Raw genomic sequence first — 20,404 nt, 5'->3', positions numbered from 1 at the left:
GGCGCTTTATTAGTTGTGGGGGGTGATTGTCATAAAACTGTCATAAATGCACGCGGGGCATTGATGCAACCCGGAAAATAAGCACTATCAACGGATATGAAACCCACCAAGAAAAGCCGGAAAACCCGCCCGGCTCGTGCACTGACATTGCTCCAGCAGCTTGCTGCGGTTCCGGAAAAGCTCTTCACAGGCGCTTTCCGGCAACAATATGCCGCGCTCTGCTTCCGTTATGCCGGCAATGGCGAGGATGTCGAAATCCTCCTTGTCACGTCCCGCACCAGCGGACGCTGGATCATTCCGCGCGGCTGGCCGATGAAACGCAAGAAGCCGCACGAGGCGGCGGCAATCGAGGCGTGGGAGGAGGCGGGCGTGCGCGGCCGGGTGAAAAAGAATGCGGTTGGCCGCTATACCTATCTCAAGATGCTCGACAATGGCGATGTCGTTCCCTGCATGGTCGATGTGTTCCAGATAGAGGTGACGGAGGCGGAAACCAGTTTCAAGGAGCGCGGTGAACGCCTGCTGGAATGGGTGCGCCCGGATGAGGCGGCAAGGCGCGTTCGCGATATCGAACTGAAGTCGCTTCTTGTCGATTTTCGCCCGAAGGGCAAAAAGAAGCGTCAGGGCAGCGAGAGACCGTAACCGCACGCGCCCGGCATCTGCTGCTGTGGCCAAGATTGTAATGCCGCCGCAATGGGCGATCTCCAACCTTGCCTGATGATTGTCGTCAGGTGCCGGTGCATGAAACCATGTCGTTCCGCTCTCCGCTTTTTATTGCGTTATCTCCATCCCATCATCGTCCTTGCCGTGCTTCTGGCGGGGCCAGCCGCCATTCTCCTGCTGAGGTGACGGCAGCCCCATAGATGCAAAACCGGCCTTTTCAGGCCGGCTGCTTTTGGGAAGGTTGCGCCTGATGGTTCGGATGCCCCGTTTCATCCGGCGCTTTCGGTAACAGGCGGGCGAAACGCCTGACGATGCTGTCTATATAGGACAGGATGGTCGGTACCACGATCAGGGTCAGCAGCGTGGAACTGATGAGACCGCCAACCACCGCATGGGCCATCGGCGCACGCTGCGCGCCGCCGCCGCCGACGGCGAGACCGAGCGGGATCATGCCGAAGATCATCGCAAGCGTCGTCATGATGATCGGGCGGAAGCGGATGACGCCGGCGTTTTCCAGCGCCTCGTTCAGCGAAAGCCCACGCCGCCGCTCGCGATTGGCGAAATCGACCAGCAGGATGCCGTTCTTGGTCACGAGGCCCATCAGCATGATGAAGCCGATCAGCGAGAACATGTTGATCGTGCTGCCGGCCACCATCAGCCCGATGAGGACGCCGACAAGCGAAAGCGGCAGGGACGCCATGATGGCGAGCGGTTGCATGAAACTGCCGAATTGCGAGGCGAGCACGATGTAGATGAAGATGACGGCCATGGTAAGCGCCGTGACCATGTGGCCGATGGTCTCCTGCATGGTTTCGGCGTCACCGCCGAAGCGGATGCGATAGCCATTCGGCAGGTCACGGCCGGCTGTCAGGCCCTGCAACGTCGCCGTCACGTCGCCGAGTGTGCGGCCGGCGATATTGGCCGAAACCATTATCTCGCGGCGATTGTCGATACGGCGGATTTCGGCGGGGGCCGGCATGATGCCGATATCGGCGACCTGATCGAGACGCACCATCAGCGGCGCGCCGTTCGCGGCCGTGCGGCCGGTTGCGATCATCAATTCACCGAGACCTGCCGCGTCGGACCGCCGCTCGACGGGCAGGCGAATGACGATATCGTAGCTGTTGCCGTCCGCATCCGTCCATTTCGACACATCCTCGCCGCCGATGAGGGGGGAAAGCGCTGCGGCAAGATCGGAGCGGGCAATGCCAAGATCGCTCGCCGCCGCAGGCTTCAGGCGGACCGAAAGAATGGAGGTCACATCCCTGGCGCTGGAGGTCACATCCACGATGCCGGGGATTTTCTTCATGTCTTCGACCAGACCGGTGGCGATTTTTTCGAGGACCGCCCGGTCGTCGCCGAGGATGCTGAGCTGCACCGGGCTTTCGCCGCCGCCAAGGCCATTCTGCAGGATCGTGACCTCTATGCCGGGTATGGCTGACAGGCGTTTGCGAACCAGTTCGGCAAGGGAGAGCGGAGTTCGGCTCCGCATGTCGAGCGGCACCAGCCCCACCAATATGGCGGCCCGATGCTTGCCGGCGGCGCCGCCGGTATTGACGGTGGAATAAAGCGTCTCGACTTCCGGAAATTCCTTCAGCGCCTTCTCGACCTGCCGTACCTTCGTTGTCGTATAGTCCAGCGAGGAGCCGACTGGCGCGGTAATATTGACCTGGAAGCGGCCCTCATCAGCATTCGGAACGAATTCCGTGCCGACCAGCGGCACCATGAACAGGCTGCCGATAAAGACGCCGGCCGTGGCAAGCAGGGTGACGAGCCGATGCCGCAGCGTCCAGCCGATGGCATGGCGATATTGCCCGGCCATCCATTCGAAGCCGCGGTCGAAACAGGCGATCAGGCGGCCCACCGGCCCGCGCTTCGCATCGGGCTGGGCGTCCGGATCGTACCAGACGCTGGACAGCATCGGGTCGAGCGTGAAGGCGACGAAGAGCGAGATCAGGACGGCGGCGGAAACGGTGACGCCGAATTCGTAAAAAAACCGGCCGACAATGCCGTCCATGAAGGCGACCGGCAGGAAGACTGCCACGATTGCCGCCGTTGTTGCGATTACCGCAAGCCCGATTTCATTGGTGCCGTCGAGGGCCGCACGCAGGTGGGATTTGCCCATGTGAAGATGGCGGGTGATGTTTTCGCGCACCACGATGGCGTCATCCACCAGAATGCCGATGGAAAGCGTCAGCGCCAGCAGGCTGAGCGTATTGAGCGTGAAGCCGAGGAAATGGATCACTGCGAGCGTGCCGATGATTGCGATTGGCAATGTCAACCCGGTGATGACCGTGCTGCGCCAGGAGTTTAGAAACAGGAAGACGATGGCGACGGCGAGCGCCGCACCTTCGATCAGCGTCGTCTGTACCTGGTTGACGGATTCGCGGATGGGTATCGACGCATCCGTGACGATACGCAATTGCACGTTCTGTGGGGCAAGCTCGGCATTGAGCGCATCGAGGCGCTTCCTCACATCCGTCGCGACCTGAACCGTATTGGCGTCCTGAACCTTGACGATGTCGATCGCCAGCGCCGTCTGGCCATTATAGAGGGCGCGGTTTTCGGCATCGGCTGCCCCTTCGGAAAGCGCGGCGACATCGCGAAGCGCAATGGCCGCGCCGCCGCGCCTTGCCACGACCATATCCAGCAGCGCCTGCGGCTCCTCGATACGCCCCTGCACCTGTATCGTGCGTTCGGAGACGGGATCGACGACGCTTCCGGCCGGGCTGTTGCCGTTGCCGCTGCGCAGCGCGTTCACCACCTCGTTGATGCCGATCCCGAGGGCGCGCATGCGCGTTTCGTCGATTGTCACATCGATCTGCCGTTTGCGCGCGCCGACCAGCGTTGCCTGACCGACACCCGCAACGGTCGTCAACTGCCGCACCACCTTCTGGTCGGCAAGGCTGGTGAGGGCGGGCACATCGAGCGACGTCGAACTGATCGCTACCGACAGGATCGGCTCGGCGGCGGGGTCGAACCTCGATATGACGGGCTTTTTGGCATCTTCGGGGAAATTCGCCTCGATGGCGGCGATCTTGTCGCGCACTTCCTGCGCGGCGGCTGAACTGCGCACCTCAAGCTTGAATTTCGCGACGACGACGGAGCGCCCCTCATAGGAGGTGGAGGTGACCTCATCGAGACCGCCAATGGCGTTCAGCGCATCCTCGACCGGCCGTGTCACCTCGGTTTCCACCGTCTCCGGTGTCGCGCCGGGATAGGAGGTGACGACCACCACCACGGGAACGTCGACATTGGGATATTGGTCCAGCCCAAGCCGTTGCAGCGAGAAAGCGCCCATGACCAGAAGCGCGACCATCATCATGGTGGCGAAAACGGGGTGGGTAACGGATATGCGGGTCAGGAACATTTCAGCCTGCCTTGTCGACGGTGACGGCCATATCGGGCCGCAATTGCGGAAGCGGCGCGGTCAGGATGGTCTCGCCATCCTGCAGCCCGGCGGCAATCTCGATCAGGTTGCCACCGTTCCAGCGCGCTCCCACCGTGACTGTCTGGCGACGAAGATGGCCGTCCTGTACCTTGAGCACATGGTAACCGGTCTCATCCTTGCGCAGCGCGATGGCGGGAACGACGAGCGCATCGTTTTTCTCGCGCAGCAGGATCGATCCGCTGGCGAACATTCCGCCCCACAGCCGGCCGTCACGATTGGCAAGCCGCAGATAGACGGCGACGAAGCGGGTGCCGTCTTCGGCAACCGGGCTGATGCGGTCGACCGTGCCTTTGACGATCTGGCCGTCAAGGCCGTCAATTTCCAGTTTCGCCGTCTGGCCGAGGGCGACGCGCGGAACATCGCGTGTGGCGACAAGAACCTTCGCCTCCAGCACGCTGGTATCGACCAGCGTGAGAAGCTCGCCATCCGCACCGACGCGCGATCCCGCCTCGGCCAGCCGCCGGGTGACGGTGCCGCCGAAGGGCGCGCGGATTTCGGCATTGCGAAGGGCGAGGCGGGCAATATCCGCCTGCGCCGAGAGGCTCTGGAGCCTTGCCGTCTTCACCGCGACATCGCTTTTCGCCTTGTCGAGCTGTTCCGCCGAAGCGATGTTTTTCAGGGCTAGCTGTTCGGTTCTCGTCAGGGCCTGCATTGCCAGCATCAGCTCGGCCTCAGCCGCATCCCGGTCGCTCCGCCGCAGCAAAAGCGTCGATTGCAGCTCGTCGGTTTCGAAACGCACAAGCAGCTTGCCCGTCTGCACCGTGTCTCCGTCGCGGACATTCATCTCGACGATCTTGCCGGCTTCACGGGCGCGGATCACCACGCGGGTGATGGGCTGAAGTTCGCCGCTGATGCCAAGCCGCTCCACCATCGGGCGTGTGCCGATCTTCGCCGTTTCGGTGGCCGTCAGTTCGAACGGAGTGCCTGCCGGGCTCATCGCGGCAGTCTCGACGAGCCCGTTCACGGTGCCTTTGACACGCTCATTCGCATCGACGCTGCCGCGCGCCGGATCGAGAGCGGTGACAACGAGAACGCAACCTGCAAGCGCGATCCCTGCCTTGATGGTTCTCTTCACCCACATGCTGAAATCCTTTCCATACCGGGACCGCAGCCTCTCTTGAGGCGCATGGCATCTGGATAGGCGTCCATAATTGCAGCAGCATTACCCTTGCGAACGCAACTGCTTAAACAGCAGGGTCTGATGTTCCATCGCCCTGATTTCATGCCTTTTTCGGAGGGGAAACCGTTATGCGGCGGGTTGGAAATGCTCTGGCGTCTTCTTTGCCGCAATACTGCCGCAACCTTTCTGGCAGACAAGGGAATGCGAAGGGACGGTGACGCATGAGACTTCTGTTGATCGAAGACGAAAAGGCAATGGCGGATGCGCTGACGGCGACGCTCGGCAGGCAGGGCATCGTCATCGACCATACGATGTGGCTCGGCGATGCGATGGAGTTGACGCGCCAGCATGTCTATGACGCCATCCTGCTTGATCGCCGCCTGCCGGACGGGGAGGGGCTTGCCTTCATTCCGCAGCTGCGCCACGCCGGCATCGACACGCCGATCATTCTGTTGACGGCGTTGAACGAACCGGAAGACCGCATCGCCGGACTGGATGGCGGCGCCGACGACTATCTCGGCAAGCCGTTTCTCGTCGGTGAGCTGCTGGCGCGGGTGCGTGCGGTTCTGAGAAGGCCGGCAAACCTTGCGCCGGCCGAAATCACAGCCGGCCGCATCGTTATCGATCCGCTCCATCTCAGCGTCACGATCAACTCCGTTCCCTTCGATCTGCCAAGGCGCGAGCTTGCGGTTCTCGTTGCGCTGGCAAAGCGCAAGGGCAAATCCGTGCTGCGTTCCACGCTTGAGGCGGCCGTCTACAATTACGAGGAAGAGATCCAGTCAAATGCGCTCGATGCGCATATATCGCGGCTGCGCAAACGTCTGCTCGATGCCTCCGCAGGCGTTGGCGTCCACAATATTCGCGGCATCGGTTATCTGTTGAAGGAAGAGGCATGAAAGCGCAGGGCACCTCCAACTCGTCCTTGTGGTGGAAATTGAGCTGGCAGCTCAGCGTCGTCGTCTCCGCCATGATTGCCGTGGTCATCATCGGTCTCTGCTTTTATGGCATGACAATGCTTTCGCCCAATATTGCGCTCTGGGACGATCTGTCGGCGACACTCGATGAGTCGCTTTCGCTCGATCCGCAAGAAGGATTGGTGGTTACCGATGGCCCGGCATTGCAGGCCCTGAAAGCGGAGAACTCAACGCTCTGGTTCGTGGCTTCCACGCTGGACGGGCGGGTGGCGAGCTATGGCGCCGTGCCCGCCGTTTATGGGGAATTGTCGCCGTATCTGCATTTGCTGACGGATGCCGATATTCGCGGAGGAAAGGGCATCTCCGAGGTCGCCCTGGTTGAAAGCATGGAGACGAAGTGGGGTTCCATAAGGGTCATGTTCGGCGGAACCACGCATATGAGGGGGCAGTTTCTGACGCTTCTTGCCGGAACCTACAAGATTTACGTTCCCCTCCTGGCTGTCATCTTGCCCGCCGTGTTCTTCTCGGTTCCCCGCATCGTGCGCGAGGCGCTTGCAGGCCTCAGTTCCGTCGTCAAAAAGGCTCCCGAGATCGACCCGCGCCGGCCGGGCTCGAAGCTTCCGGTCGAGGATGTGCCGCGGGAGGTGGTGCCCCTGATCCTTGCCTTCAACGGCATCCTCGAACGGCTCGAAGAGCAGTTTCGGGCGCGGCAGCGTTTTCTCATCGATGCGGCGCATGAGCTGAGAACGCCGATTGCGATCATGCAGACCAGGATAGAGGGCTTGCCGGGGCCGGAGCAGCAACGTCTGATGGAGGATGTCGCGCGGCTTGGGGAGACCACCGAACAGCTTCTCGCCTTCGAAAGAAACGATCAGGTAAACGACCGGCGCGAAACGCTGGACCTCGTCGAGACGGCGCGCACCGTCGTTGCCGATCTCGCGCCGCTCGCGCTTTCGGCGGGCTACGATATCTCCTTCGAAGCGCAGATCGCGCGATATGAAATACTGGGCAACCCGTTCACCCTGCCGCGCGCCATCAGCAACATCGTGCGCAACGCCATCGACCATGGCGGGAACAGGGGGATGATCCACGTCTCGATTCTCGCCAGTGGCGAGATCGCGGTTTCCGATGAGGGACAGGGGATCGCCGAAGACCAGCGGGAGCGGATTTTCGAGCCTTTTTATCGCGTTACACCGCGCAGCACCGGGGCGGGCCTCGGCCTCAGCCTCGTCAAGCAGATCGTCGCCAACCATAACGGGCGAATCTTTCTGGACAGCAGCGCCTTCGGAAGCACCTTCCGGTTACGTTTCTGATCCTGCGTTGCGCGCGATTTCAGGGGCGGGCAATTGTAATGTTGCCGCAATTTTCGCTGTCGTACCGTGTGGGGCACAGGATCAACCATGCCAACTGGAGTACGTGCAGTGAAACAACAGTGCAGTCTGTTTGCCCGGGCTTCCGGCGACAGGGCCTCCCGCAGTCGCGGCGTCGCCTTCGCCACCTTGCCCTTTGCCATCATCATGTCCGGCTGCACTTCCGTGCCGCTCAAGGAAGGCGGTACGCTGACCTCTTATGCGCAACTCAGCCCGGTCAAGGGCAAGTTCACCAAATCGCGCACCTTCGTGGACGCCAACGGACTGGCTGGGGTCAAGACCGTCGCCATCGTGCCGACAACCTTCTCCTTCGCGGCCTCTTCACGGGTCGCATCGGAAAAGGACCGTGTCCTTGTTTCGAATGCGCTGGATCGCGCCATCTGCGTGGCGCTCAGCGATAAATACCGGATTGCCGCGCTGGGCCAGCCGGCGGACATGACGGTGCGCACGGTCATCACCGATCTGGTGCCGACCGACAAGACCATGGCCGGGGTATCGACGGCCGTGACGCTCGGCAGCGGCTTCGTCCTGCCGGTCAGCGTGCCGCGTCTTCCATTCGGGCTTGGCGGCCTCGCTGTCGAGGCGGAGGCGGTGGACAGCACCGGCGTCCAGCGCGCCGCAGCCGTCTGGTCCAAGGGCGCGAATTCCATCACGGGCAACGCCCGCGTCTCGGAAATCGGAGATGCCTACGAGCTTGCCGCCGATTTCTCGAACTACTTCTCGCGTATTCTGGTGACAGGCAAGGTCTCCGACGGGCTGAACCTCTCTATTCCCTCCGGCCATCGAATCCGGTCCGCTCTGGGCGGAAAACCGAAATATGTCGAATGCGATGCCTATGGCCGGTCGCGCGGCCTGCAGGGCATGGTGGCCGACAAGTTCGGTGCGCCACCCGAATGGACCGACAGATCCGCAAAGGCCGCGTCGCGATAGGGGCAGCCGCAAGATTTGTGGATCGCGCGCGTTGTGGCGCGCGCGATCATCCGACCTAAGTTCCTATGACGCGATGCCAAGTTTCTGAAGACCGCATTCGCGGACGATTTCGGCGATATGGCTGAACTGCGCCGCGAGCGGATTGCTCTTGCGCCACACCATGCCGATGGTGCGCGACGGGCGCGGTTCCGCGAGCCGGAACACCGAGACCGTGGATTGCCGTGTCTCCATATCGACGGCCATCTGCGGAATGAGGGTGACGCCGATGCCGGCGCCGACCATCTGCACGAGGGTGGAGAGGGAGGAACCCTCCATCAGCACGCGCGGCGGCGCATTGGTCGTGCTGCAGAAGGAAAGCGCCTGATTGCGGAAACAATGGCCTTCTTCGAGCAGCAGCAGGCGCATTTCGCCCAGCTTGTCGGCGCTCGGCACCGGCATGCCCGCATCCTCCATCGGCCGCACCAGAATGAATTCCTCCGAAAACAGCGGAACCTCTTCCAGCGCCGGCTCCGAGACGGGCAGGGCGACGATTGCCATGTCGAGCCGGGCTTCGAGAAGGTCTTCGATGAGCTTCTGTGTCACCGCCTCGCGCGGGCGTGCTTCCAGTCCGGGATAATGCCGCGTGAGCGTCTTGATCACCTGCGGCAAAAGATAGGGCGCGACGGTGGGAATGACGCCGATGCGCAGCCGGCCGCTGAGAGGGCCGTGCCCCGCACGCGCCAGATCCTGCAACTCGTCCACCGAACGCAGGATGGCCCGGGTGCGTTCGGCGAATTCCTCGCCAAGCGCGGTCAGCCGGATCTGGCGGCTGCTCCGTTCGACGAGCGGCGCGCCGATCAGTTCCTCCAGCTCCCGGATCTGCAGCGACAAGGCCGGCTGGGAAATGGCGCATGCCTCCGCCGCCCGGCCGAAATGGCCGATCTTGGCCAGAGCGTCGAAATAACGAAGATGTTTCATGGAGAGCGCAATCATAAGCTCAGCATATCGCAGCCTTTAGAATATACAATTGGAAATTATGGAACTCGGCTGTTAGTCATCTTCATGACAGAAAGAAGCTGTAGCTGTGAGAGGTTACCAGCGTCGCTGCACGGTTTTCCCATGACCTGCCGCTGGCTCTGGCTCCCACGCTGCACATGTCGAATTGATTATTTCGTTTAATTGTTAAACCCATCGGAGGGCGAAATGGACGCAACTTCAAAACCGGCTGGCAAGTGTCCTGTCATGCATGGAGGCAACACGGCCTCGGGTAAATCGGTGACCGAATGGTGGCCGAATGCGCTGAACCTCGACATTCTGCATCAGCACGACACCAAGACCAATCCGCTCGGCACCTCCTTCAACTATCGCGAAGCCCTGAAGACGCTCGATGTCGAAGCGTTGAAGGCCGATCTGCGTGCGCTTATGACCGACAGCCAGGACTGGTGGCCGGCCGACTGGGGCAGTTATGTGGGCATGATGGCCCGCGTTACCTGGCATGCGGCGGGTTCTTACCGTGTGACTGACGGCCGCGGCGGCGCCAACACCGGCAACCAGCGTTTTGCTCCGCTCAACTCCTGGCCGGACAACGTGAACACCGACAAGGGCCGCCGCCTGCTGTGGCCGATCAAGAAGAAATACGGCAACAAGATTTCCTGGGCCGACCTTATCGCGCTCGCCGGCACCATTGCCTATGACGTCGCCGGTCTGAAGACCTTCGGTTTCGCTTTCGGCCGCGAAGATATCTGGGCGCCGGAAAAGGACACCTATTGGGGTGACGAGAAAGAGTGGCTGGCGCCAAGCGACGGCCGTTACGGCGACGTGAGCAAGCCAGAGACGCTGGAAAACCCGCTTGCCGCCGTGCAGATGGGCCTCATCTACGTCAACCCGGAAGGCGTGAACGGCAAGTCCGATCCGCTGGCGACAGCGGCGCAGATGCGCGAGACCTTTGCCCGCATGGGCATGGACGACGAGGAGACCGTGGCGCTGACCGCCGGCGGCCACACCATCGGCAAGTCGCATGGCAATGGCAGCGCCGCCAACCTCAGCCCCGATCCGGAAGCCGCAGGCCCGGAATATCAGGGTCTTGGCTGGATCAATACCAAGGGCCGCGGCATTGGCCGTGACACCGTGGTATCGGGCATCGAAGGCGCGTGGACCAGCGAGCCGACGAAGTGGGACAACGGCTTCTTCGACATGCTGTTCAAGCATGAGTGGACTTTGACGCACAGCCCCGCCGGTGCATCGCAATGGGCGCCGATCACCATTGCTGAAGAAGACAAGCCTGTCGATGTCGAGGACGCCTCGATCCGCACCATCCCGATGATGACCGATGCCGACATGGCCCTGAAGGTCGACCCGATCTACCGCGAGATTTCGCTGAAGTTCAAGGACGATCAGGACCACTTCTCTGACGTCTTCGCCCGCGCCTGGTTCAAGCTGACCCACCGTGACATGGGACCGAAGTCCCGTTACTTCGGCCCGGATGTTCCGGCTGAAGACCTGATCTGGCAAGACCCGGTTCCGGCAGGCTCCACGAGCTACAATGTCGCTGCCGTCAAGGCGAAGATCGCTGCTTCCGGCCTGCCGATTGCCGATCTGGTTTCGACCGCCTGGGACAGCGCCCGTACCTTCCGCGGCTCGGACAAGCGCGGCGGCGCCAATGGCGCACGTATCCGCCTTGCACCGCAGAAGGACTGGGAAGGCAATGAGCCTGCCCGTCTTTCCCGTGTGCTGTCTGTTCTGGAACAGATCGCCGGTGAAAGCGGCGCGAGCATCGCGGATGTGATCGTCCTTGCCGGCAATTACGGTGTGGAACAGGCGGCGAAAGCGGCTGGTTTCGATATCGCCGTGCCTTTCGCGCCCGGCCGTGGCGACGCTTCCGCCGAACAGACGGATGCCGACAGCTTCGCGCCATTGGAGCCGCTGGCGGATGGTTTCCGTAACTGGATCAAGAAGGACTATGTCGTCAGCCCGGAAGAGCTGCTGCTGGACCGCGCCCAGCTTCTTGGCCTGACCGCGCCGGAACTGACGGTGCTCATCGGCGGCCTGCGCGTCATCGGTACCAACTACGCCGGTGCGGCGCATGGCGTGTTCACTGACAAGCCCGGCGCTCTGACGACGGACTTCTTCACCACGCTGACCGACATGGCCTATTCCTGGGTTCCGACCGGTAACAATCTCTATGAGGTTCGCGACCGCAGAACGGGTGTGACGAAGTATACCGCGACCCGTGTGGACCTCGTCGTCGGATCGAACTCCATTCTGCGTGCGTATGCGGAAGTTTATGCGCAGGATGACAGCAGGGAGAAATTCGTGCGGGATTTCGTTGCCGCCTGGGCGAAAGTCATGAACGCCGACCGTTTCGACCTTCTGTAAGAAAAATCCGGCTGTTTAAGAATAAACACCTCCCCGAGAAATCGGGGAGGTGTTTTGCGTTCTATCGACCGCCAAGGCGCAACGGTTGCCGTGACGGCGAAAGATTGCTGGACGCCTTATAGGCCCTCATTATCTTGTTTGCGCAGGACGGTTTCCCTATCGCCGGTCCGAGGACGGAACCGGTTTGCCGACCGGGGTTTTTCCGGCGTCTGGCGACGGGGCTTTGCCGTCCTTCTCGTTTTCATGCGCGTCCGGCCCAGCCACAATCACGCCACGGCCGTGCTCCTCGCGCTTCTTGTCTGCGAAGTCGCCCGGTTCCTTCTTGCTGTCCATGGTAATCTCCGTTGTTGCACTTCTGTCAGGAGTTCAACGGCCGTCATGAGCAGAGGTTCCAGCGCGGTCGCCGCAGCGAATGTTTCATTTTATAACGATCTTTGCTATTAACATGAATTGATAAGTCATGTTATTGGGGCGAAACGCGATGACTGGCGCGGTGCGCCCGTCTTTTGATTTCACCCGACCCAGACCCGACAACCGGACGGTACCCGCAGTGAGTTTCTGGCATTCCATGACCTGGCACACGGAAGGGATCAGCGTCACTGCGCCGGTGAAATGGCGCCAGTTCGACGGGCTGGTCAGTGCTTTCTGGGAAGCGGAAAGCCAGATGGGAGCCAAGGGTTATTATCTGGCCGCCGATCCGCGCATCATGATCTTTTTCAACGATGTCTCTTCGCGCATCAGCATGTCCAACCGCAATGGCGAATTCACCAACCATTCGCGGCCGATGACACGGGCGGTTTATGTGCCGGCTGGCGTACCGATGTGGACGAGCAGCAGCGCCACCCATCGGTTCTCGCATCTCAACCTGCATATTCACAAGGATCGCCTGTTGCGTTTCCTGTCGCCCTCAGTCGGCAGTTCGGCGGCGATGACGGCGCTGCGCCGTCCGGTCGAGATACAGGATATCGGTTCGGTGGAAACCCTTGCCGGCCTGCTTGTCGATGAGCTGGCTGAACCCTCGAAACATGCGGTCTATGCGGAAAGCCTCGTGGGCAGCATCGTTGCCGGCCTGCTGGATATTCCCGGCCCTTCGCCGGAGCAGGCCAATGGCAGGCTGACGCAGGCGCAGTTGAACAAGCTTCTTGCCCAGGTCGAAAAGCGTGGCGACGACCGTATGACGGTTGCCGAGATGGCCGATATTGTCGGGCTTTCGGAAAGCTGGTTCGCCACCGTATTTCGCCAGACCACCGGCAAGACGCCGCTGCAATGGCAATTGGAGCGGCGCATCAATGCTGCCCAGAAACTTCTGCTGGAAGGCGATCTGACGGTGGCCGATATCGCCGCCCAGCTCGGCTTCTCCGATCAGGCCCATCTGACCAAGGCTTTCCGCCAGTCCGTGGGCAACACGCCGGCCGCCTGGCGACGGCTGCACAGGCTGCTTTGATAGCGGGTCGACCCTGCGCCGCCCATGTTCAGCGGTTTGGCGCATTCCTCGAGCCTCTCTCCACGTCATCCTCGGGCTCGTCCCGAGGATCTGCCAACTTCAGACGAGATGAGACGTGGTTAGATCCTCGGGACAAGCCCGAGGATGACGTTGTGTGTTAGGAAAACAGTACAATATATTGAAAAATATTGCTAATATATCCCATCACCATGTCTTTCGCAAGGTCACGGAAAACGCCCGGCCGGGATTGTAAAAGTCAGCGCCGAAACCGCCATAAGAGACGTGTTTTTCGTTGAAGATGTTGGAAACATTGACGTCCAGCGAGGCGGTTTCCTGAATCTTGTAGCTGAATGCCGCATCCACGGTCACACTGCTTCCGGTTTCGACCTTGTTGGCGTTGTCGAAATAATAAGCGCCGGTATAACGGCCGCCGAGACCGAAGGTCATGTCGCCGAAATGGTCGTTGCCCGCAAGCGTGTAGTTGACCCACAGCGAAGCCTGATGCTCGGGCACGAATTGCGGCCGGTTGCCGACATTGCCGCCGGTGCCGTTTTCAGTGATTTCCGCGTCGAGATAGGAATAGGCCGCCGTCAGGCTGAGATTGTCGGTCACTTCCGCCTTGGCTTCGAGATCGAGACCGCGCACGCGCACCTCGCCGATGGTCGTGGGCAGGCTGGTGATCGGGCTGGTGACGGTGATGTTGTTCTTCTTCAGATCGTAGATCGAGGCGGTGAACAGGGCCGGGAAAGCGTCAGGCCGGTATTTCACGCCGAGTTCGATCTGCTCGCCGCGTTCGGGCTCCACCGTCAGGCCGGATGCCGGCACCACCGATTCGGCATAGCTGATATAGGGCGCGATCTCATTGGTGACCTTGTAGGACACGCCGATACGCTTGGTCAGTTCGCTGATGTCGCCGCTGGCCGAGGTGCCGCGCAGGCGGTTGGTCTGCTCTGTGTCGATCCAGTCGTTGCGCAGGCCGGCGCTGACGATCAGCCGGTCGAAGAAGGTGAAATCCTGCTGGAGATAGATCGCCTTGGTCTTCTGGTCCGTCAGGGAGTCGGCATAGAGCGGCACTGAAGCGGGTGCGCCGGTATAGACCGGGTTCATCCAGTTGATGCTCGGCGCTGCGCCGAAGTAGCTTTTGCTGCCGGAGGTGTAGTCATTGTAAAAGACGCCGACGAGGCTGCGGCTTTCGACATTTTCAAACCGCGTATCGTATTGCAGGCGCGTGTCGATCAGGAAGTTTTCGGTTTCGGTGTCGTTGCCGAAATAGGACCGGTCGGCGATTGTCGAACCGTTGGTCGGCGTGGACGAGATATAGGCGTAACCGAAGTCCGTATTCGCCTTGCTGTAGCGGGCGTTGGAACTCAGCGTCAGGCCGGAGCCGAAATCGTGGTCGAACATCACGCTCAGCGAATTGCGGTTTGTGCCGCGATAATTGTAGTCCGGTTCGCCGAAGAAACGGCTCCGGTCGAAATGCGAGCCGACCGGATGGCCGCCGCCGCCCGGAACGCCATCCTTGTTGAGGTGGTCGTAAACCACGGTAAGGCTGGTGACATCCGTGGGACGCCATGTCAGGCCGCCCATGAAGAATTTCTCGTCATCGCGGGAATAGTCATATTCCGCATCGGCATTTCTGAGCTTGCCGGTCAGGCGATAGGACAGCGTGTCGTTGCTGGTGATGTTGTCGCCAAAGTCGAAGCCGGTTTCGGCGCGGCCATAGGAGCCGCCGGTGACATAGGCTTCACCGAAACGGGTGCGTTTCGGCACCTTTGTGGAATAATTCACCGAGCCGCCGGGATCTGAGACGCCGAAGGTGGTGGAATTGCCGCCCTTCAGCACTTCCACGCGCTCATAGGCATAGGTTTCTTCGCGCAGCGCGCCGAAGGGACGGCCGAGCGTCAACCCGTCGCGATAGGTATAGGCGTCGAAACCGCGAATCTTGAAATAGTCGAACCGGTCGTCGGAGCCGTAAAAATCCGTGGTCACACCGGCGGTATATTGCAGGGCTTCTTCCACGCTCTGCACGCCGCGCTGCTGCATTTCCTTGGCGGTGATGACGGAAACGGAGGCAGGTGTGTCGAGAATATCGGTCGCCATCTTGCTGCCGCTCGTCGTGCGGGTGGCGACGATGGACTTCTGGTCATTGTCACCGCTTTCGATGGTGATCCGTTCCAGAACCGTGCTGCTGTTCGTGTTGGCAGCCTCCTGCGCCAGCAAGGCGCCGGGCAGGGTGGCGACAAGCGCCGTGCAGGCAAGCAGCGCCGCTTCCTGATAACGACGTCGCGCGGTTTTGCGGTGTCTGCCTTCGGTTTCGATATTCATTGGTATGTTCCAGAAGTTGATGCCCCGATCGCCGCTTCCACGGCCCACTCTCGAAGCGCCCAATAACTTGAGAAAGTTTGTCCGGTATTGTAACTTTTTGCGGTTTTGTACAAAACCCCGGAAATTTCACCGCTGTTGCGACGGCATTTCTTGCCTGGGCTTGACGGAGGCAATTGAAGCTGAGAGTTCAAGTCCACTTTTGAACTTTTGAGAGCTCGCCAATGCTTCGCCCGTTCCGCTGCCTCATGCCGGTATTTGTGCTTTTCCTGTCGATGATCGCGCCGAATATGGCCTCGGCGGAGGAGACGACCAGCTATCCCATCGTCATCAAACATGCTTTCGGCACGACCACGATCGCGAAGAAACCGCAGCGGGTCGCGACTGTCGCCTGGGCCAACCATGAGGTGCCGCTGGCGCTCGGCATCGTGCCTGTCGGTTTTGCGGCGGCCAATTTCGGCGATGATGACGGCGATGGCCTGCTGCCATGGGTGGCGAAGCGGCTTGCCGAACTCAACGCGGCAAAGCCGGTGCTGTTCGACGAGGGTGACGGCATCGATTTCGAGGCCGTGGCGGCGACGCAGCCGGATGTCATCCTTGCCGCCTATTCAGGCCTCAGCCAGTCCGACTACGATACGCTGAGCCAGATCGCCCCTGTCGTTGCCTATCCCGTTTCTCCCTGGGCTACGGACTGGCGCGAAATGATCCGGCTGAACAGCGCCGGGCTTGGCATGGTCGCGGAAGGTGAGGCGCTCATCAAACGCATCGAGGGTGAAATCGCGCAGGTCGTTGCCGGCCACCCGCAGTTGAGGGGCAAGTCAGCCATGTTCGTCACCCATCTCGACGCCACCAATCTCAGCGTCGTCAATTTCTATACGGCCAATGACACCAGGGTGAAGTTCTTCGCCGATCTTGGACTTGCCTCGCCGAAAAGCGTCGTGGAAGCCACGAAGCCGGGGCAATTCGCCGCCGGCGTCAGCGCCGAGCGTGTGGATGCCTTCGACGATGTCGATATCGTCGTGACCTATGGCAGTGAGCCGCTGCTGAACGCCATGCGCGCCGATCCGCTTCTCGCCCGCATGCCGGCCGTTGCCAACGATGCCATCGTCATGCTGGGCCGCGACCCGCTCGGCACCGCCTCCAATCCCACGCCGCTGTCGATTTCGTGGGTGTTGAAGGACTATGCCGATCTTCTGGCAAAGGCTGCCGACAAATCCTCCGGGAAATCGCAGTGACAATGTCTGGACCCGGCAAAGCGACGGCCGTGCTGCTCGCCGGCCGCTCCAACCGCGTGCGAACGGCTTGGCTCGGCGCAGTGCTGGCGCTTCTCGCGCTGCTCTGTGCGCTGTCCGTCGCCATCGGCACGCGTGACGTCTCTTTTGCGGATATTGTTGGTGGGCTCAGCGGCCGTGTCGAGACGGTTGCAGAGGCGGCGGTTGCCGTGCGTTTGCCGCGCACGCTGCTTGCCCTGCTTTCCGGGGCGGCACTGGGGCTGGCCGGGGCCATCATGCAGGGTGTCACCCGCAATCCGCTTGCCGATCCCGGCATTCTCGGTGTGAACATGGGGGCGTCGCTTGCCGTCGTCATCGGCATCGTCTGGTTCGGCATCGCCTCGGCTCAGGCCTTCATCGTCGCGGCAATTGCCGGGGCGGGGGCGTCTGCGGTTTTCGTTTATGTTGTCGGCTCGCTTGGGCGAGGCGGGGCGACACCGCTGAAACTCGCACTTGCGGGTGCCGCCACCTCCGTCGCCTTTTCCTCGCTCGTCATCGCCGTCGTTCTGCCGCGCAGCGATATTGCCGGCGGCATCCGCTCCTGGCAGATCGGCGGCGTCGGCGGGGCGACTTTCGAGCGCATCGAGACCGTGCTGCCCTTTCTGGCCGCCGGTTTCATCATCAGCCTGTTTTCGGCGCGCAAGCTGAATTCTCTGGCGCTCGGAGATGAACTCGCCGCCGGGCTCGGCGAGAATGTTGCCGTGGCCAGAGCCGTGGCCTCCTTCGGCGCCATTCTGCTCTGCGGTGCGGCTACCGCCATTTGCGGGCCGATCGGTTTTGTCGGGCTGGTGGTGCCGCATCTCTGCCGTCTGCTCGTCGGTGTGGACAATCGCTGGCTGCTGCCATTTTCTGCGCTTGGCGGGGCGTGCCTGCTGCTTGCCGCCGATATTGTCGGGCGCATCGTGGCGCGGCCGTCGGAACTCGATGTCGGCATTGTCACCGCCCTTGTCGGCGCGCCTTTCTTCATCTGGATTGTCAGACGCCAGAGGGTGCGTGAATTGTGACCATGTACGCTCCCGTCATCGAAAATCTCGTCTTCAATCGTCATGCCCGCCAGCGCCGGCGTCGCCTTGTCATCGCTGCCCTGTCGGCGCTTCTGATTGCCGCTTTCGCAACGACGCTGATGCTCGGGCAATCCTTCACGCCGCCCGGCGATGTCGTTCGCGTTCTGCTGGGGCAGGACATTGCCGGCGTCACCTTCACCGTCGGGCAGTTGCGCCTGCCGCGCGCGCTGCTGTCGATTCTGGCAGGCCTGAGCTTCGGGCTTGGCGGCGTCGCCTTCCAGATCATGCTGCGCAACCCGCTCGCCAGCCCTGACATTATCGGGATCAGTTCCGGGGCGAGTGCGGCAGCCGTTTTTGCCATCGTCGTCCTGCAGATGAACGGGCCGCTGGTCTCGGTCTTCGCCGTCGCGGCCGGTCTTGGCGTTGCGCTTCTCGTCTATCTCCTGTCCTTCCGCAACGGCGTGGCCGGAACGCGGCTGATCCTTGTCGGCATCGGCGTTTCAGCGATGCTGGAAAGCTTTATCGCCTATATCCTCTCCGTCGCGCCGGCATGGACGCTGCAAGAGGCGATGCGCTGGCTGACCGGCAGCGTCAACGGCGCGAAAATCGCCCAGCTGCTGCCGCTCCTCATTGCGCTCATCCTTTTCGGCGGCCTGCTCCTCAGCCGTGCGCGTGATCTGGAAGCGTTGAGACTGGGAGACGATGCCGCTGCAGCGCTTGGTGTGCGGGTGGGGCGAACCCGCATCATCGTCATCATCGCTGCCGTTGGCATGATAGCCTTTGCAACGGCGGTCTCGGGTCCCATCGCGTTTGTCGCTTTCCTCTCCGGGCCGATTGCGGCGCGCATCGTCGGCAGCAACGGCTCGCTGCTCCTTCCTGCGGCGCTGGTTGGGGCGGCGCTGGTGCTGGTTGGCGATTATTGCGGCCAGTTCCTGTTGCCGGGCCGTTATCCGGTCGGCGTCGTTACCGGCGCGCTCGGTGCGCCCTATCTGATTTACCTTATCGTGCGGGTCAACCGCAGCGGAGGCTCGTTATGACCGGCCACTCCCTTTCCGTAAGCGGCCTGTCCGCCGGCTACGGCGAAAACCTCATCATCGAAGGGCTGGATCTCATCGTTCCCCGCGGAAAGATCACCGTCATCGTCGGCGCCAATGCCTGCGGCAAGTCCACCCTGCTGCGCAGCATGTCGCGACTCATCACGCCGCGCGCCGGTCAGGTTCTGCTCGATGGGAAATCGATCCATCGTCTACCCTCACGCGACCTCGCACGGCGCATGGGCCTTTTGCCGCAATCGCCGATAGCGCCGGAGGGTATCGTGGTTGCCGATCTCGTCAGCCGTGGCCGGCACCCGCATCACGGCCTGTTCGCCCGCTGGTCGCGACAGGACGACGAGGCCGTCGCCGCAGCCCTTGTCGCAACCGATACGGTGGAACTGGCCGAGCGGCCGGTGGACGAGCTTTCCGGCGGCCAGCGGCAACGCGTCTGGATCGCCATGGCGCTCGCCCAGCAGACAGACATATTGCTGCTGGATGAACCGACCACCTTCCTCGATATCAGCCATCAGGTCGAAGTGCTGGATCTTTTGACCGACCTTAACCACGCCCGCGAGACCACCATCGTCATGGTGCTGCACGACCTCAATCTCGCAGCCCGTTATGCCGATCATCTCGTTGCCATGAGGGAGGGGACGCTGCATGTCTTCGGCACGCCGGAGGAAGTATTAACGGAGGAGAATGTCCGTCACGTCTTCGGCATCGAAAGCCGGGTCATCAAGGATCCGACCTCTGGCAAGCCGATGATGCTGCCGATCGGGCGGCATCGGACGGTGGCGGGGTGGCAATAGGTGTATCTCTTTAAGATACGGTTCTGTTGACTTCTGTGCGTATCTGTTTATGATACCAACATCACGAGGCCAGCAATGATCCGTTCTTTCAAAAACAAGCTGACCGCATCGATTGACGACGGATCTGTGAAGAAGGGCTTTCCCGCCGATCTCGTACGCCGCGCCCAGCAGCTGCTCACGATCCTGGATGCGGCGACCACGGTTGAAGACCTCCGGTCACCGCCCGGTAACCGTTTGGAAAAGCTGTCCGGCGACCGTGAGGGCCAATATTCGATCCGGATCAACAAGCAGTGGCGCATCTGTTTCGTCTGGACAGACGCGGGGCCGGAAAGCGTGGAAATAACCGACTATCACTAGTCTGGAATTCTCGTGGAGAGGCTCATGAAAAATCGGCCAAGGAGGGCCAGCGAGCATGACAATCAGTAAATCGCCTCCGATCCATCCGGGCGAAATCCTGCGGGAACTCTATCTTGAGCCGCTGGGGATGTCGGCTTACGCTCTTGCAAGGCACCTCAATATTCCGCGCACCCGCATAGAACGGATTGCGGGAGAGAAACTTGGTATCACCGCCGACACCGCCTTGCGCCTTGCAAAGTTTTTCAAGACCACACCGGAATATTGGCTGAACTTGCAGAACGCCTTTGACATTAAGGCGGCGGCTGTGAGGCTGGAAGCGGACCTTGCCAATATCAAAGAACTGGAAGCGGCCTAATTCTCAGCC

At 61.3% G+C, this 20,404-nt stretch carries 17 protein-coding genes; 12 read left to right on the top strand and 5 right to left on the bottom strand.

Annotated elements, in window-relative coordinates; genetic code table 11:
- The first annotated feature begins 96 nt into the window (after positions 1–96).
- The gene (locus EM858_RS15440; protein WP_059758602.1) at positions 97–639 is read left to right on the top strand and encodes an NUDIX hydrolase; all 543 of its coding nucleotides are present in this window, start codon (positions 97–99) and stop codon (positions 637–639) included.
- A 238-nt stretch (positions 640–877) separates the two neighbouring features.
- Here EM858_RS15440 and EM858_RS15435 read toward each other — a convergent pair whose 3' ends face one another.
- Together EM858_RS15435 and EM858_RS15430 are read right to left on the bottom strand one after the other, a co-directional pair.
- Positions 878–4,030, bottom strand: coding sequence for an efflux RND transporter permease subunit (locus tag EM858_RS15435; RefSeq protein WP_127757163.1), 3,153 nt, complete (start codon positions 4,028–4,030; stop codon positions 878–880).
- A 1-nt stretch (position 4,031) separates the two neighbouring features.
- On the bottom strand, positions 4,032–5,192 hold the full coding sequence (locus EM858_RS15430) for an efflux RND transporter periplasmic adaptor subunit (RefSeq protein WP_127757162.1): 1,161 nt from the start codon (positions 5,190–5,192) through the stop codon (positions 4,032–4,034).
- Between the two features lie 260 nt (positions 5,193–5,452).
- On the opposite strand from EM858_RS15430, the gene EM858_RS15425 reads away from it, so the two are divergent.
- The 3 genes from EM858_RS15425 to EM858_RS15415 all read left to right on the top strand — a co-directional run bounded on the left by EM858_RS15425 (position 5,453) and on the right by EM858_RS15415 (position 8,445).
- Positions 5,453–6,127 (top strand): response regulator transcription factor, encoded by a 675-nt coding sequence (locus EM858_RS15425; RefSeq protein ID WP_059756216.1) that lies wholly within the window; start codon positions 5,453–5,455, stop codon positions 6,125–6,127.
- Positions 6,124–7,458, top strand: a complete 1,335-nt coding sequence (locus EM858_RS15420; protein WP_127757161.1) for a HAMP domain-containing sensor histidine kinase — start codon at positions 6,124–6,126, stop codon at positions 7,456–7,458. The genes EM858_RS15425 and EM858_RS15420 overlap by 4 nt, the downstream gene beginning before the upstream one ends.
- A 108-nt stretch (positions 7,459–7,566) precedes the next feature.
- On the top strand, positions 7,567–8,445 hold the full coding sequence (locus tag EM858_RS15415; RefSeq protein WP_127757160.1) for a DUF3313 domain-containing protein: 879 nt from the start codon (positions 7,567–7,569) through the stop codon (positions 8,443–8,445).
- A 63-nt stretch (positions 8,446–8,508) separates the two neighbouring features.
- Here the strand turns inward: EM858_RS15415 and EM858_RS15410 are convergent, their stop codons facing one another.
- Positions 8,509–9,417, bottom strand: a complete 909-nt coding sequence (locus tag EM858_RS15410; protein ID WP_127757159.1) for a hydrogen peroxide-inducible genes activator — start codon at positions 9,415–9,417, stop codon at positions 8,509–8,511.
- A 210-nt stretch (positions 9,418–9,627) separates the two neighbouring features.
- Between EM858_RS15410 and katG the strand changes: the two genes are divergently transcribed.
- Positions 9,628–11,799, top strand: coding sequence for a catalase/peroxidase HPI (gene katG, locus EM858_RS15405; RefSeq protein WP_127757158.1), 2,172 nt, complete (start codon positions 9,628–9,630; stop codon positions 11,797–11,799).
- Between the two features lie 156 nt (positions 11,800–11,955).
- Here katG and EM858_RS27155 read toward each other — a convergent pair whose 3' ends face one another.
- A complete protein-coding gene (locus EM858_RS27155; RefSeq protein ID WP_164865447.1) occupies positions 11,956–12,132 on the bottom strand; it encodes a hypothetical protein in 177 nt (58 codons plus the stop codon).
- A gap of 217 nt (positions 12,133–12,349) precedes the next feature.
- Between EM858_RS27155 and EM858_RS15400 the strand changes: the two genes are divergently transcribed.
- Positions 12,350–13,243 carry an AraC family transcriptional regulator gene (locus EM858_RS15400; protein ID WP_003521761.1) on the top strand — a complete coding sequence of 298 codons (894 nt, stop codon included), beginning with the start codon at positions 12,350–12,352 and terminating at the stop codon, positions 13,241–13,243.
- Positions 13,244–13,447: 204 nt separating this feature from the next.
- Here the strand turns inward: EM858_RS15400 and EM858_RS15395 are convergent, their stop codons facing one another.
- Positions 13,448–15,568 (bottom strand): TonB-dependent siderophore receptor, encoded by a 2,121-nt coding sequence (locus EM858_RS15395; protein ID WP_127757157.1) that lies wholly within the window; start codon positions 15,566–15,568, stop codon positions 13,448–13,450.
- Positions 15,569–15,789: 221 nt separating this feature from the next.
- Between EM858_RS15395 and EM858_RS15390 the strand changes: the two genes are divergently transcribed.
- The 6 genes from EM858_RS15390 to EM858_RS15365 all read left to right on the top strand — a co-directional run bounded on the left by EM858_RS15390 (position 15,790) and on the right by EM858_RS15365 (position 20,395).
- The gene (locus EM858_RS15390) at positions 15,790–16,800 is read left to right on the top strand and encodes an iron-siderophore ABC transporter substrate-binding protein (protein ID WP_127757156.1); all 1,011 of its coding nucleotides are present in this window, start codon (positions 15,790–15,792) and stop codon (positions 16,798–16,800) included.
- Positions 16,797–17,840, top strand: a complete 1,044-nt coding sequence (locus EM858_RS15385) for an iron ABC transporter permease (protein ID WP_127757155.1) — start codon at positions 16,797–16,799, stop codon at positions 17,838–17,840. The genes EM858_RS15390 and EM858_RS15385 overlap by 4 nt, the downstream gene beginning before the upstream one ends.
- 2 nt (positions 17,841–17,842) lie before the next feature.
- Positions 17,843–18,877 carry an iron chelate uptake ABC transporter family permease subunit gene (locus EM858_RS15380; protein ID WP_127757154.1) on the top strand — a complete coding sequence of 345 codons (1,035 nt, stop codon included), beginning with the start codon at positions 17,843–17,845 and terminating at the stop codon, positions 18,875–18,877.
- Complete coding sequence (locus EM858_RS15375; protein WP_127757153.1) at positions 18,874–19,683, top strand: ABC transporter ATP-binding protein; 810 nt, start codon at positions 18,874–18,876, stop codon at positions 19,681–19,683. The genes EM858_RS15380 and EM858_RS15375 overlap by 4 nt, the downstream gene beginning before the upstream one ends.
- Before the next feature lie 75 nt (positions 19,684–19,758).
- Positions 19,759–20,040, top strand: coding sequence for a type II toxin-antitoxin system RelE/ParE family toxin (locus EM858_RS15370; RefSeq protein WP_127757152.1), 282 nt, complete (start codon positions 19,759–19,761; stop codon positions 20,038–20,040).
- Positions 20,041–20,095: 55 nt separating this feature from the next.
- On the top strand, positions 20,096–20,395 hold the full coding sequence (locus EM858_RS15365; RefSeq protein WP_020009806.1) for a HigA family addiction module antitoxin: 300 nt from the start codon (positions 20,096–20,098) through the stop codon (positions 20,393–20,395).
- Positions 20,396–20,404 lie beyond the last annotated feature (9 nt).

It is taken from the genome of Agrobacterium sp. CNPSo 2736, from assembly GCF_004005385.1.
In the GTDB taxonomy this organism is placed as follows: domain Bacteria; phylum Pseudomonadota; class Alphaproteobacteria; order Rhizobiales; family Rhizobiaceae; genus Agrobacterium; species Agrobacterium leguminum.
The sequence above is the reverse complement of the archived record's forward strand: the minus strand, read 5'-3'. Positions and strand labels throughout refer to the sequence as shown.